Genomic DNA, 13,824 nt, shown 5'->3' with positions numbered 1-13,824 from the left:
CTGACATTCATAATTTCTAAAATTCACTGGCGGATTCGGAAAAAATCCAAAACCTTTTTACTGCCGGATTCGTCCAATGGATAGCTTTCTTTTACTTGCCCTTTTTCCATATGGACTACATACGAACATCCCGCCATCACCAACTCCGGATCATGCGTAATAACAAGAAGCGTTTTGCCCTGATCCGCGAGTGACTTCAAACTCCGCGCAACTTCCCGCATATGTTTGAGATCAAGCCCGCTTGTTGGTTCGTCAAACACAATGATCTCCCGGTTACTCACAATGGCAGACGCAATCGCTACCCGCTGTTTTTGCCCGCCAGAAAGAGAAAGCGGGTGCCTGTCTTTATATTCCAGCAGATCAAACTGTTTAAGGATTTTATCCACAACAGTTTCATCCTTGTTGTCCATGCTCAGAAGCACTTCATCCGCCACGCTTTCGGTAAATAGCTGATGGCTGGTATCCTGCATTACCATGTAGCAATGTTTGAGCCGGGCTTTCCAATCAAGGGTTTTCCCGTCAACCTGCAAAAAGCCACACTTCTTTTCCAGTCCGCAAATACAGCGGGCCAGAGTAGATTTTCCAGCGCCATTCAGACCGATAATGGCAATCGTTTCTCCAACAGGCAGTTCTGCACTCGGAATATGGAGGCTTTCCGGTTCCCGCTTTTTATACGCAAAGCAAAAATTTTGAAATTCCATATGTTTAGCTGTATGCGCCTGATACTGATTCGCAGGCTTCAACTTCGAGAGAGAAAACGGCCGCAGCCCCATTTCTTTTCGAGTGCCATCCGATAAGCTGTCAAATTCAGCAGGCGTGTATTCCCGTTCAATCTCCCCATCTTTTACATACAGCACACGATCTGCAAGATCGTGAAGGTAGTAGAGGCGGTGTTCTGCAATCAGAATTGTTTTGCCCTGCTTTTTCCAGAGGCTCAGGACCTGCCGCAGGTCATCAATAGCAGCCATATCCAAATTAGAAGATGGTTCGTCCAGGACCATAATTCCCGGCAGCAATACACTTGATGAAGCACAGGCTATTTTTTGCTTTTCGCCTCCGGACAGAGCAAACACGCTTCGCCCCATCAAATCTTCAATATGATAATCGGAAACTGTCCGGTCAATCCTTTTCAGGATATCCTCCTGAGGATAGCCTAAATTTTCACAAGCAAAGGCTAATTCACTATCCGTATCCACGTTGAAAAACTGACTTTTGGGATTCTGGAATACAGATCCCACCATAGCAGCCAATTCATAAAGCGGCGTATCTGATACGCTTTTTCCGTCCAGAAGGACATCGCCCTCTAAATTGCCCTCGTAATAATGAGGCACCAGCCCGTTTACCAAACGGGTAATCGTTGTTTTCCCACAGCCGGATTCTCCCGTGAGTAAAACAAATTCCCCTGTGTTTATGGTGAGATTGACATTTCTAATCCCTCCGCCGCTGGATTCTTCACCATAAGAAAAAGAAACATTTTGAAAATCTATCATGGCAAAATCCCTCCTGCGGAAATTATCGGGGAAGCAATCGCCCAAAACACTACAAAGCAACAAAACAAGATCAGAACCACATCGGCAAAATTGAATTTAAGCTGGCAAATGTTTGTGCGTTTGACAGGAGCGCCGAGGCCACGGGTAATTGCCGCAGCGGAAAGTTCCTCACCGATTTTCACGGAGCAGGTAATCATCGGGATCAGCTTATACTCCAATATTTTTGAAGATTTTTTCCCTCCAAGTTTAATCCCACGCATTTTCATAGCGTCACTGATTGCTTCTGACTCCTGAAAGACAGTTGGAAAGAAGCGGAACATGACCGTTAAGGGGATCGTCACTTCTTTAGGCATATGGATTCTTTCCATGCCGGAAATCAATTCACTGACCGTTGTTGTTTTCACTGCATAGGCAGCAATCGCAACACTGGGAAGGATTCGGCAGAAGAATCCGGTTGTAAACAGAACGAGGAAATTCAATATCCCCGTAAGGTGCGGCAAAACATAAATTTGAACAGCATAAAAAGCAGAAAACACAGCAATATAGCCCACAGCTTTTACACATTGCTTCGAGGTAAGCAGCAATATAGCCGGAACCGTACAAAGAGCAAGGCGGATCAGCCCCATAGCTTCTCCGCCTGTTCCGCCCATGACAAAAATGCTTATGATGAAGATGAGCAACAGTTTTGTACGCGGATCGAGCCGTAACCCTTGTTCTGTTTTTTTGCTGAGCAGAATTTCCCGCGCCATTATGCAATACCGGCACGCTGGAAGTGCTTTTTGCAAATGGCTTTCCCAATCATACCTCCGACAAGGCCAAACACAAAGCAGGCAACCAGCAGAATAGGCGCAATCCACATAGGCATATATGTATTAAGGGTAGCTGCATATTCAGCGCCGTATCCTTCAGTCAACATTACCATATAGCTTTCACGGTTCAGGAAAATGGGAGCAAAGTTGCCAAACACCCAGATGCTGAACACACCGCAGGAAAGAACTGTACTCTTTGCACTTTTGTAGTCCGCCTTTTTCAGGATCACGTCGGCCAACAGGCCGCCAACGAGACCAGTTACCATGGTAAGATAGCCGTTGCCGAAGAACACCATGATTAGGCCAATCAGGAAACCCATGATTGCAGTCATCCCGAATTTTTTAGCCTTTGTAACATACAGCATATAGGGGATGCCGCCAATCAAAGGGCACAGCACCGCCATCAGCGGAATAAAAATGGGGATGAAGCCAAGCATCGCCACCAGCATAACAATCACGACATAGATGACGGTGTAGATGCCGATAGTAATTAAATCTTTTCCCTCAAGCCGGGAACTTTTTTTCTGGGAACTCATACCAGTATCCTCCTTATCTCTGAGAAAATGAAAATGTGGTGTGGTTAGCTTCTTCTAACCACACCACATATAATAACAATTTGCACCCACGATTCCAACCCAAAACCAATTTTATTCTACCCAAAATCAGTATTTTTGCGTTTATCCAATCGTAGCTTCTGCTTTATAGTTTTTCGGATTCACTCCGTATTTCCTTTTGAACGCCGCTGCGAAATTGCTCGCTTTTGAATATCCCACCAGTATAGCCACCTGGCTGACATTCAAATTACTTTCTAACAGCAGGCTTGCCGCCTTTTCTAACCGCTGGTCGATGACATACGCATGAACCGATGTTCCGAACAGGGAGGAAAAGCCCTTCGTCAATTTTGAAGTGCTGATATTGACCTGCCGCGCCAATTCCTCGCAGCTCGGAGCCAGGGCAAGCTGGCTGTCAATAATTCGCTTTGCCTCTATGATGGAATCCCGGTCACTTCTGGAAATTGCAACGTAGGTTGAAGCGAGAATACTCAGCTCCAGGACCTCGCTCAAATATACCGATAGCAGCTCAAAGACCTTGCTTTCCAGAAACAGGTATCCCAACCCGCCACGATATTGCGTGAAGTCTTGCAGCTCCGCAAAAATGTGTTCCATATAGGGCGTGATATTCACCTTTGATATGCCGTCCAATAATTTTTTCCGATAGACCTCGATCTCACCAGCCTCAAAGTAGTCATTCAGAATCTTATAGAAATAGGATAGAGGTATTTTCACATTTTTGAAAAGGAAATCGCTCTTTTTAGAATAGCACAGATATTCCATTTTCCCGTGGCCGCGATAAATACAGGATTCACCCTTTTGTATGCTGGCACTTTGCCGGTTGTCTGCAATATTCCAGGAAACACCGTCATTGAAGCAGAACAGCATTTGTATGTATTCTTCACTGCTCACTCCCTGCACGTTCATATCCGAAAAGTAATTCATTCTCCAGTCTGAAACAACTGCTCCCTGTTTCGTGACGATCTGCGAAATCTGACCGGTTCCCATGTCTGCCGGAATATCTATGGTGATCGTCTGCGGTGAATTAGAGAGCAGATCACGATAAAGATTATTCATGTATTGATTTGTCATGTATGAGCGCCCTCCTTATGGTTAGTCAATGCTAATCATAGTTTACAACACCAACCTGGAAAAGTCAATTTGTATTCCTTGTGTATACCGCAGAATCCATTTCACATCAAAACATCGTAGATACCACTTCAATGCTATTTCAAAAACGTAGTGGCAATTAATTTACGAATTATGCCTACTCATCGTACATTTTTATCCTTTTGCATTATTATTTCTTTGTTCTTATTATCATTTGCAGCATTATCTCTCAAATAATTTTCAAATGCATCTGCATTATACTGATACTCCTGCGGTTCAGCGACCATCGGTGAATATACAATCTCTGCTTCTACTCGCTCAGCTTCTGCCCTCTCCGGCTCTGTCTGTTCCTGTGCTTTCGCATTCTCCATATGCTTTTCCTTATCAAGCTGCACATTCATAGCCAAATTATCAAGCTTATCAATCGAAGCATCCAGATGTAGCTCCATTGATACAAGTATCTTTTTCACTGCTTTCATAGGTGCAAGCACCGCCTTTGTAATTGGATGTTTCTGCTCTTTCTGTGAATAATCCACCTCCGGCTTGTCAGCAAAAGTACGGAATGCATTGGCTGCTGTCTGACCGGCTTCACGAAATCCTTTTGCAAGAAGCGCTGTCTTTGCTATATCCTTATCCGTGATCTTGATTGCACCTCTTACATTCTCTCGGATATCAAGAAGCCTTTTCTTAATTCCTAAGAACTCAGATACCCTGTGTAATGCTGCTCTTCCCTTTGCCTTTGCTTCATCAACTATGCGCTTTGCTGTAGATTTGACCTGTGCTTTCACTTCTGATAGCTGTGACTTTATCTGCTCACATCTGGCATTAAGTCGCTCCTGTGCTTCCGACAATGCCTTTTTAGCATTATTGACAAGTGTATCTTCCTGCATTTCTTTGATCTGATTCTGCATATTGGTGAGTTCTTCCGTCATGGAATCAATCTTTTTCTCCAATCCATCCACATAGCTGCATATCTCAAATACATCGTTTGCCTGCTCTTTCATGGCATTTTTCTTTAGTAATTCGAGAAGTTCTCTTATGACCTCCTCATTGGTAAGTGTTTTTCCTGCTTCCGTATCCATTCTGTTTCCTCCATTCTGTAAATGGGGCAGCCTTGGCCGCCCCTGTACTCTGATTACTGATTATCGAAAGGGTGTTGCCTCTTTGTCTTTTTCTTTATCGGGATTGCCATGATGTTTCTCGGCACTCTCCCTCGCCTTTTCGTTGCTCTTATCCTTTGCCTTCTCATATTCTGAAATAATCTCATTATAGAGTCTTTCCCTGAAATCCTTTGTGACCGGATAGCAGACATCCTGATAAATTGGCTTGCCCTGCTCATCCACCTGCTTTGTCTTATAAGAAGGCATTGATACAAAGATTTTCTCTTTCCCCTGCACGATATTGATGTTATTTACAATGAAACTGTTTTCAAAGTAAATGCGGGCAAGTCCCTTGATGTTACTGCCTTCCCTCTCATAAGGTGTCACAGTCACGGAAAACTCCGGCATCTCCTGTGTTCTGTCCTGCTTCTGTGTCTCCTCTTTCTCCGGTTCCTTGATTCTTGCATAGGCATCAAGGATATTGGTATAGAGTTCCTCTCGAAACTCTGCTGTGATAGGATTGCACACATCCTTATAGATCACACCGTTGCTTTCATCACGCTCATTGGAGCGGTATCTAGGCATTGATACGAAAAGCTCCCCCTTGTCCTTATTCTCAAGGATTGCAATATTGGTAATCTTAAATGAATCACCAAATACTACTGTTGCAAATCCCTTGATATTGCTGCCCTCTTTTGCCCTTACTTCGTTTACTTTAATTGAATACTTCATATGCTATTCCTCGCTCTCTTTTTGTTCTTTGTTTTGCTTTGGTATGATAAGCTCACACCAAAGCTGTTCTATCTGTTCACAAGACAATCTGCCATTTAACCAGTTGCCAAGTGTAACGACCATTCCGTCCTGCTCATAGTATAATGAGTCAGCAGGAAAGGATGCTTGCATACTTTCACCTGACTCATTAACGACAGAAGCATCGCTTCTGGAGTAGCCCGTTTCAATGTTCCCCTCATACACGATAGTCACATCAAAATCAGGCATAAATAATCCTTCCTCTGCATCCCATACACAGGCTATTCCCTGTCTGAGTGTCAGATTCAGGCTTTCGACATACACAGACCAGCCGCTTACGACTATCTGAAAGTCATCATCAATCTCTGCAATATCATCCTCGATGTCGATTAGCTCTTCCATTTCTGATACTGCCTCTTCTATATCACCAAGTCGGTATCTCTTATTCATCCATCACCGCCTCCTTATAAATGCACATGACCACAAAACGCATGGTCCCTTTCTGGGAACAGGTAAAAAGAGTTAGTTCTTTTTCATCTCCCTGTGTCTTGATGCTGTTATCATCTGGATTTACTATCTCTGTTTTTGTTACCTCATAGATGTGCCTCAGTCCATTTTTGTCGGTTATCATCACTTCATCGCCTATGGATATCTGACTTAGTGGTGTAAAAAATGTGCCATATCTGCTGCCATTGTGACCGCATAACACACAGTTGCCACTCTCACCGATTCCTGCAGTCTCTTCTATATGACCAATCCCTGCATTAAGCACTTTACTTGTGGTTCCTTCCATTACCGGATACCTGATATCTAACCCCGGTATCTCAATGATGCCGATAACACCGCCTTCTTTAAGAATGGCTTCATCCTCTTCACTAATGGAGGTTTGCTCTTCCTCCACATCTGTTTCTTCATCGTAATCATCCTCCAATGTCTGCTCAAATTCACTTATGAGCTGTTCTGTCTGTTTTTCTCCGGTTGCCCGCCAGAAAAAAGGGACTGCCATAATGGCAATCCCTGCTGTAATCAGTAGTCCTGCGACCACTTTTCTTATGCTCATATTACTCACTCTCCTATCGTGTTCTGCCCTCTCTGTCGGATGGATAAGCACCTTTATCCTCTGCTACAATTGCTGCAGATTCCATCCTTTCATCTGCTTCTCTTTCTTCCTCCGGTCCGCTCAGGTCTGCATCCACAGCCTTTGCATTTTCAAGGTCAAGCTGGGCATTCAGTTCACACTGCCTTGCCAGTTTTTCATTCAGTTCCTCACTGTACGCAAATGGCTTATCATACTCTGCCTTTGATGCTTCAAGGTCATTCTGATACTGCTCAATCTTCTTTTCTAAGAAATCAATGTTCTCATGGAGTCCATTGAACAGATTTTCCAGCTTCACCATACTGCCGACCGGACTGGTGGAAAGCTCTGCTTTATACTCTGTCTTTCCACGAAGCACCATATAATTGATGCCAAGGAAGTTCTTTTCCACAAGCAGCTCAAATCCGTGGAATTTGCCGATTGCAGTTGTCTCTCCGGTCTTACATTTACTGATTGCTTCAAGCATCATGGTTCCACCATCCACACGCTCTGTGTAGGTTGCTTTGCCTATGGTAATGGCAAATTCCGGATTATCAATCAGCTCTTTATCCCTTGCCTTTACATCCTCTCTTACATTGGCAAGCTTTTCGGTTGCTGTCTTAATGAGCTTCGGGTACTTAATCATAAAGTTGTCCTGAAGTCCATATCTCTGATTGTCATATGATGCCTTTAAGAGCTTTAATCTCTGGACATCATTGTCAATCTCCATCTTTTCCTTGATCAACGGATTACCGGTAGCAACCGCCTTAATCTCTGCATAGGAAAGTGTAGCCTCGTCGATATCCTCACAGCTTCGGCTTACAGCCTTGCTTGTCATGACCTGACTGATGAAACGCTGCTTATTTTCAACGAGCGACCAGTTGTATGCATCAAAGGTTCCTTTGGTGACATATCTGTAGATTGCCACCTCTTCATTTTCGTTGCCCTGCCTGATGCCTCGTCCTTCCCTCTGTTCAATAGAAGAAGGCTTCCAAGGACAGTCCACATGATGCATTGCAACAAGGTGTGTCTGCACATTGACACCTGTTCCACACTTGTCCGTTGAACCGATAAGAACTTTCTTTTTACCTGTCCTCATCTCCTTAAAAAGTGCGTCCCTCTGTGCATCTGTCTTGGCATCATGGATAAATGCTATCTCACCTGCCGGAATGCCATACTGTATCAGTGTTTCCTTCAGATAATCATAGATGGTGAAGTCCTTATCCGGTCCCGGTGTGCCGATATCCGAAAAAATAAGCTGGCAGCCTATATGACCATCAGCATTTCCTTTCTCATATTCTTTCCAGACATTTTCAGCTACCTTATTGAGCTTTCCGTCAGGATTGTTTGGTGCATCTTTATCAATCAGCCTTGCATCTGTTCCGAGTAATCTTGCCTCATGGGTAATCTTTAGGAAGTTATCCACGCTTGGATCAACTCCACCGCCTCTGATACGCTCTGCCCTCACAACAAAGTCTTCCATGACCTGCTTCACATACCAGTCAGGCTCCGACTCCACTATGATAGGCTTCCCGCCTCTGAGGGCTGGCACATCAAGGTCAAGCATGTCTGCGGTCTGCACATCAGCTACCTCACGGAAGATATTCATAAGCTCCGGCAGGTTTGTAAACTTATTGAAACGGCTCTTAAAACGGAATCCGCTTCCCTCTACAGTAAGCTCCAGTGCTGTTGTCACTTCACCGAAGTTCGCTGCCCATGAATCAAAGTGATAAATTCCCATCTCTTCAAGTGCTGCCTTCTGTAAGTAAAGTTGCATAACATACATCTCACACATGGTATTGGATATCGGTGTACCTGTCGCAAATACAATACCTCTGCCATCATTTATCTCTGATAGATACTGGCATTTAAGCTGCATATCCGTTGACTTTTTCGCTCCACTGCTGCTGATACCGGACACATTATTCATCTTGGAAAATATGGCAAGGTTTTTAAAATTATGTGCTTCGTCAACCATGATAGAATCTACACCCAGTTCCTCAAAGGTAATAAGGTCATCCTTCCTGCTCTCATCTGACAAGGATTTCAGCTGTTCCTCCAGCTTTTTCTTCTGGCTTTCCATCTGTTTTACAGTCCATCGCTCTCCGTTACGCTCCTTCATCTCATCAATCGCATAGCTGATTTCATCTATCTGCTCATTAAGCATTCTTTCTTTTCTCTCTGCGGAGATTGGGATTTTCTCAAACTGCGAGTGGGACATGATAATACAGTCATAGTCACCTGTTGCAATCCTTGATACAAACTGCTTTCTGCGGCTCTTTTCAAAATCACGCTCTGTGGCAACTAAAATATTTGCTGACGGATAAAGCCTTAAAAACTCTGATGCAGTCTGCCCGATAAGCGGCTTTGGAACAACCATGATTGTCTTATTGGCAAGTCCGAGTCTCTTCTGCTCCATACAGGCAGCCATCATCTCAAAGGACTTTCCGGCACCGACACAGTGTGCCAGCAGGGTGTTTCCTCCAAGAAGGATTCTTGCCACTGCATTTTTCTGGTGTGGCTTTAGCTCAATCGCCGGATTCATTCCCGGAAACTGTAAGTGACTTCCATCATACTCACGCAGGCGGATGTTATTGAATGTCTCGTTGTAATACTCCACATACTTCTGTCTTCGCTCCGGCTCTGCAAACAGCCACTCCTTGAACTTCTCCTTGATCATGTTCTGCTTTTCCCTTGCAAGCATTGTCTCATTCTTATTGACTTCATAATGATATTTGCCATCTCCGTCATCAATCCTGTCCCTGACTGTTACAGTTTTAAGATTCAGCGTATCCTCAAAAATAGAATAAGCATCCATGCGGCTTGTACCATAGGTCTTAGTAGCTGCCACTGAATGCTTATCCATGCTTTTATTCTCAATGAACCATTCCATGCTCATCTTATTTAAGTGTACCTGAATGCCGGTATTGTAAAACTGGCTTCTGACCGCCCTTGCCCGTCTTGGTGTATTGAGAAGCTCATAGATAAACTGCTCATAATCAAGCGGTTCAATCCATGTCGTGCCGATCTTTACATCAATATCCGAGGCTTCAATCCATTCCGGCTGCACCTTTTCAAGTGCTGCCACATTGCCTGCAAATCTTTCTGCCTGTGGATTGTCTGTATCAGCAGCCATAGCCTTTGCCACACGAAGCTTGTCTCTCACATTTCCGGAAAGATACTCGTCTGCCGTCTCCCAGCCGATATCAGGATTATTCTCGTTGTAGCGGTCGGGATTTAGGAAAATCAATCCATCCAGTTCTTCCACAAGGACTGCCCTTCTAAGCTCTGCCAAAGCATCATCACTAAATGTTACCTCATCAGATGTCTGCCCGGACTTTTCTGCAAGCTCTTCCTTTGCATTAGTAATATCCGGCTCATAGATAGAAAGCATATAGGCAGGGTTTACATATCCAAATTCATTGACGGATACATTTAATGCTTCCACAGCAGTCTCAACCCTGTCTATGACAGTCTTTGCCTTAATCGTCTGCTTATAAAACATATCCGCTTTTTTCACCTCCCCGTCTTCATTTACTTCCTCAAGACTGCAAAGAAGCGGGTAATCGCTGTCATCCCTGAAAGCTGTTCTGTTTGCTTTTGAAGTAATGGCTCCATACTGCTTTACAAAAGCATCATATTTTACATTAAGAAGTCTCTGTTTATCAGAAAGCTCCTCCTCGCTGCAGCCATCCATCTGGATATCAATCAGCTCTCTTGTTATCTGTCTGATTTCATCAAGGCTTCGGATTCGCTCCTCGGCAGTCTGTGATACTTCTTTTCTTACCATCTCGGAATTTTCCCTGTAATAGAGCTTTCCTTCAAAAAATGTGTAAGTGTAGTTTCTCACATCCGGATCAGCCGGGATAACTTCCTTAGTCTGCTCCGCCTCATCTGCCACTCTCTCAAAATCTGTCATCTGTGCTTTGATATTACCGATAGCTTTGTTTAATGCTTCATACATATTGAAGTTCTCATCATCATTCACACAGACTGTATATCTGCTGTCCTGTCCGTAAATCCTTGTGTCATACTCCATAGCCCCAAGCATCATTTCCGGATGCTCTGCAAAATAAGAGTTGACTGCAATGCCATTCCCAGTTACACCAAGGTGCACCCAGTCCGGCTCAATGTCAATCTTTCTCTCCCTCTTCTGCAAAAACAGGATATCTGCCGTCACTTCGGTTCCTGCATTGTCTTTAAATGCAGTATTCGGAAGTCTTACTGCTCCCACAAGCTCTGCCCTTTCAGCCAGATACTTTCGGATAGTAGGATTTGCCTTATCAAGTGTTCCCTTTGTGGTGATCACTGCAACCATGCCTCCCGGTCTTACCTGGTCAAGTGCTTTTGCAAGGAAATAATCGTGGATACGGAAGTTATACTTGTTGTACTTCGGATCAAATACCTTATAATCTCCAAATGGCACATTTCCGACAACCACATCAAAGAAGTTATCGGGATATGTGGTATTCTCAAATCCTGTGATACTGATATTGGCATTCTGATAAAGCTGCTTTGCGATTCTTCCCGAAATGCTGTCAAGCTCCACTCCATACAGCTTTGCTTCATGCACTGTTTCCGGCATACTTCCAAAAAAGTTACCGATACCCATGGATGGCTCTAATACATTGCCGCCTCTGAAACCAAACTGGACAAGTGCCGAATTTATGCACATGGCAATCTCCGGTGAAGTGTAAAAGGCGTTATTTACTGTTGCCCTGGCAGCACTGTATTCCTCATCAGATAAAAGTTCTTTCAGCTCTGCATACTCTTTGCTCCAGCCTGCGTTTTCCTCGTCAAATGCCTGTGACAGTCCGCCCCATCCGACAAACTTCGACAGAACTTTCTGCTCCTCCGGTGTGGCAAGCCTGTTTCCTGATTCAATCTGCTTTAGAGTGCGGATTGCATCCATATTCCACTGGTATCTGGTCTTGGCTCCGCCTTTTTCCATTTCCCAGAGGTTATAGTGGAAGTTGTGCTTTTTCTGCGCCGCATCATCTGAAACTACATGTCCATTCTCATCAATCTTGGTATCCCAGCCATTCGCTATTGCTCTTTCCCTGGTTTCAAGACGATTGGCTTTTACACTATCCTCGATATCAAAGAATCTCTTATAGACCGGATTCATCTTATCCCGGTCAGCTTTCTGCTTTGTCTCCTGATAATACCTTTTCTGGTCTTCTCCGCAGTAAAATGGCTGTTTTACCATATAAGATAAGATTTCATATAACTCACGCCAGTCAAGTGCACCTTCCTTACGCACACCATTCCTGTTCTTATAGCTGATCTTCACATATCCGCTTCTGATTGAGTACTCCACAAGACCATACTTATTGTTGGAATATGCCTTTCTTTCTGCATTATCTGTCCCTAATGCGATATCCCTGATAAGGTCAAGTTTATTGGGTATAAATGCAAAATCAGACTGCACCACATCCATAAGGAATGCCCTAAACGGAGTGTAGCAGCTGCAATCTGTTACAAGAATCTCCGCCGCATCACGCAGGTCTTCATCAAGCTCCTCAATACGCTTGGCATAATCAATCGGTGTAATATACTGAAGCTCTGATGGATCTTTTTCAGATGTTTCAGCTTCTATCTCGGCACCATATTCTGCCTGTGTTACCATGCGGTCTTCATCGGCAGCTTCCTGTGGTGTCATGCCATATGCAGATACATATGCTTCATTACTTTCCTCATGTGCATCTTCATGCGAATTTGCTACTTTTACAGTTCGGTTAGAAGCATAGCTCTCCGGCTCATCCGGTATTGCATAATCATCAATCTCTGATTCTGCTTCTTCCGGTTCCACTTCCTGATATTCGGCATCAATAACCTCATCGTCCTCACGGAGTCCGTCCATCGCAAGCTCATCAATACGAGGTGTCTCAGGCTGGTATTCCCCTGTAAGAATAAGGACACCAAGCTCTTTTTCGATATCTTTCCAAGAAACATATCCTTCAACCTCTCCATCCTCATCCCGCCACTGAAAACGCAGTCCATTCCCATGAAATGTGTCATATCCGTGCAGTCCCAGTCCGTCAATCGGCCAGCCTGCACCTCCCTGACCATACTCTGCTTTGATACGCTTTGCTCTGGTTCCTGCATCAATCTCTGTTTCAAAAATCTTGCATACCCTGCCCTTGCCACCGATAAAACCTGTACCTCTCATAAGCACCTGTTTGATATACTCACCTGGTACTGTTGCAGACTTTTTGGGATTCAGGTAATTGTATTTACCTGCTAATGCAGCTTTTCTGTCCTGCTCGAACTGACGCATAAACTGATTATTGTTTTCATCCTCAGTATGAATGGTGCCAATGCTTGCCTGCCCATTCTGGTCGAAAAAAAAGGAAGCCTGCGTATATTCGGCTTCCTTACTAACACCCAATGAATTGATTTCATCAAGTTCCCTATTCAGTTCTGTATCATCTGATTCTAGTGGAATCGCATCACTATCTGATGGAGTACCACTTCCTCTGCCTGCATCCTCGCCTGCTCTCTTATCTTCCACATCTCCATTGTCGATGACGGATTCTGTGGCTTGTGCTTCGCCATATACTGCATCTCTAACTGGTCGTACAGCTGGTTCGCTTCCTCCTCTACCGCTGACATCTTCTCGTACATCTTCCCGAATCTCATCAGCGTCTTGTATCTTGCCGGCTCGTTCTCCTTTAGATAGTTCATCGCCATCCTCCCGTATTTGCCCAGCTTCATGAGTTCCTCGGTCTCGTCCGGCATCTCTATCTGTGGATAAAGCAGTCCGTCCACTTCCTTGTAAGTCATTTCTTCTAACATATCCAATTCTCCTTTCGCTCTCGATTGCCTTTAAGTTACGACTAAATTCTCTAAGAACACTACAGGAGACATCGCATACAATGGAACCAAGACGGTAAATGATCTCTTCGTCTTTAATATTTACGATCTGACTAAAATCCT

At 44.2% G+C, this 13,824-nt stretch carries 10 protein-coding genes; all 10 read right to left on the bottom strand.

Going from position 1 to position 13,824, the window contains the following annotated elements:
* Positions 1 to 23: 23 nt before the first annotated feature.
* Positions 24 to 1,490 (bottom strand): ABC transporter ATP-binding protein, encoded by a 1,467-nt coding sequence (locus WMO29_RS07700; RefSeq protein ID WP_270347123.1) that lies wholly within the window; start codon positions 1,488 to 1,490, stop codon positions 24 to 26.
* Positions 1,487 to 2,239: an energy-coupling factor transporter transmembrane component T gene (locus tag WMO29_RS07695; protein WP_008395312.1), complete on the bottom strand. Its 753-nt coding sequence runs from the start codon at positions 2,237 to 2,239 to the stop codon at positions 1,487 to 1,489. The genes WMO29_RS07700 and WMO29_RS07695 overlap by 4 nt, the downstream gene beginning before the upstream one ends.
* Positions 2,239 to 2,835 (bottom strand): MptD family putative ECF transporter S component, encoded by a 597-nt coding sequence (locus WMO29_RS07690; RefSeq protein ID WP_015535748.1) that lies wholly within the window; start codon positions 2,833 to 2,835, stop codon positions 2,239 to 2,241. The genes WMO29_RS07695 and WMO29_RS07690 overlap by 1 nt, the downstream gene beginning before the upstream one ends.
* Positions 2,836 to 2,976: 141 nt before the next feature.
* Entirely contained in the window at positions 2,977 to 3,942 is a 966-nt protein-coding gene (locus WMO29_RS07685; protein ID WP_008395316.1) for a helix-turn-helix domain-containing protein, read from the bottom strand.
* Between the two features lie 179 nt (positions 3,943 to 4,121).
* Complete coding sequence (locus WMO29_RS07680) at positions 4,122 to 5,042, bottom strand: DUF6674 family protein (protein ID WP_349164385.1); 921 nt, start codon at positions 5,040 to 5,042, stop codon at positions 4,122 to 4,124.
* A 60-nt stretch (positions 5,043 to 5,102) separates the two neighbouring features.
* Complete coding sequence (locus tag WMO29_RS07675) at positions 5,103 to 5,792, bottom strand: SpoVG family protein (RefSeq protein WP_227081548.1); 690 nt, start codon at positions 5,790 to 5,792, stop codon at positions 5,103 to 5,105.
* Between the two features lie 3 nt (positions 5,793 to 5,795).
* Complete coding sequence (locus WMO29_RS07670; RefSeq protein WP_015521653.1) at positions 5,796 to 6,260, bottom strand: hypothetical protein; 465 nt, start codon at positions 6,258 to 6,260, stop codon at positions 5,796 to 5,798.
* Positions 6,253 to 6,870 (bottom strand): class D sortase, encoded by a 618-nt coding sequence (locus WMO29_RS07665; RefSeq protein ID WP_349164384.1) that lies wholly within the window; start codon positions 6,868 to 6,870, stop codon positions 6,253 to 6,255. Before WMO29_RS07665 ends, WMO29_RS07670 begins: the two co-directional genes overlap by 8 nt.
* A 13-nt stretch (positions 6,871 to 6,883) precedes the next feature.
* Positions 6,884 to 13,399 carry a helicase-like domain-containing protein gene (locus WMO29_RS16755; RefSeq protein WP_435391118.1) on the bottom strand — a complete coding sequence of 2,172 codons (6,516 nt, stop codon included), beginning with the start codon at positions 13,397 to 13,399 and terminating at the stop codon, positions 6,884 to 6,886.
* Positions 13,324 to 13,683 carry a TnpV protein gene (locus WMO29_RS07655; RefSeq protein WP_349164383.1) on the bottom strand — a complete coding sequence of 120 codons (360 nt, stop codon included), beginning with the start codon at positions 13,681 to 13,683 and terminating at the stop codon, positions 13,324 to 13,326. Before WMO29_RS07655 ends, WMO29_RS16755 begins: the two co-directional genes overlap by 76 nt.
* Positions 13,684 to 13,824: the final 141 nt, after the last annotated feature.

The organism is Laedolimicola intestinihominis (genome assembly GCF_040096155.1).
Taxonomy (GTDB): Bacteria; Bacillota; Clostridia; order Lachnospirales; family Lachnospiraceae; genus Laedolimicola; species Laedolimicola intestinihominis.
The sequence above is the reverse complement of the archived record's forward strand: the minus strand, read 5'-3'. Positions and strand labels throughout refer to the sequence as shown.

Bases quoted from the DNA above. Each gene is read 5' to 3' on its own strand.
- WMO29_RS07700 (WP_270347123.1), bottom strand. From the start codon at position 1,490: ATGATAGATTTTCAAAATGTTTCTTTTTCTTATGGTGAAGAATCCAGC.
- WMO29_RS07655 (WP_349164383.1), bottom strand. From the start codon at position 13,683: ATGTTAGAAGAAATGACTTACAAGGAAGTGGACGGACTGCTTTATCCA.
- WMO29_RS07690 (WP_015535748.1), bottom strand. From the start codon at position 2,835: ATGAGTTCCCAGAAAAAAAGTTCCCGGCTTGAGGGAAAAGATTTAATT.
- WMO29_RS07680 (WP_349164385.1), bottom strand. From the start codon at position 5,042: ATGGATACGGAAGCAGGAAAAACACTTACCAATGAGGAGGTCATAAGA.
- WMO29_RS07665 (WP_349164384.1), bottom strand. From the start codon at position 6,870: ATGAGCATAAGAAAAGTGGTCGCAGGACTACTGATTACAGCAGGGATT.
- WMO29_RS07695 (WP_008395312.1), bottom strand. From the start codon at position 2,239: ATGGCGCGGGAAATTCTGCTCAGCAAAAAAACAGAACAAGGGTTACGG.
- WMO29_RS07685 (WP_008395316.1), bottom strand. From the start codon at position 3,942: ATGACAAATCAATACATGAATAATCTTTATCGTGATCTGCTCTCTAAT.
- WMO29_RS07675 (WP_227081548.1), bottom strand. From the start codon at position 5,792: ATGAAGTATTCAATTAAAGTAAACGAAGTAAGGGCAAAAGAGGGCAGC.
- WMO29_RS07670 (WP_015521653.1), bottom strand. From the start codon at position 6,260: ATGAATAAGAGATACCGACTTGGTGATATAGAAGAGGCAGTATCAGAA.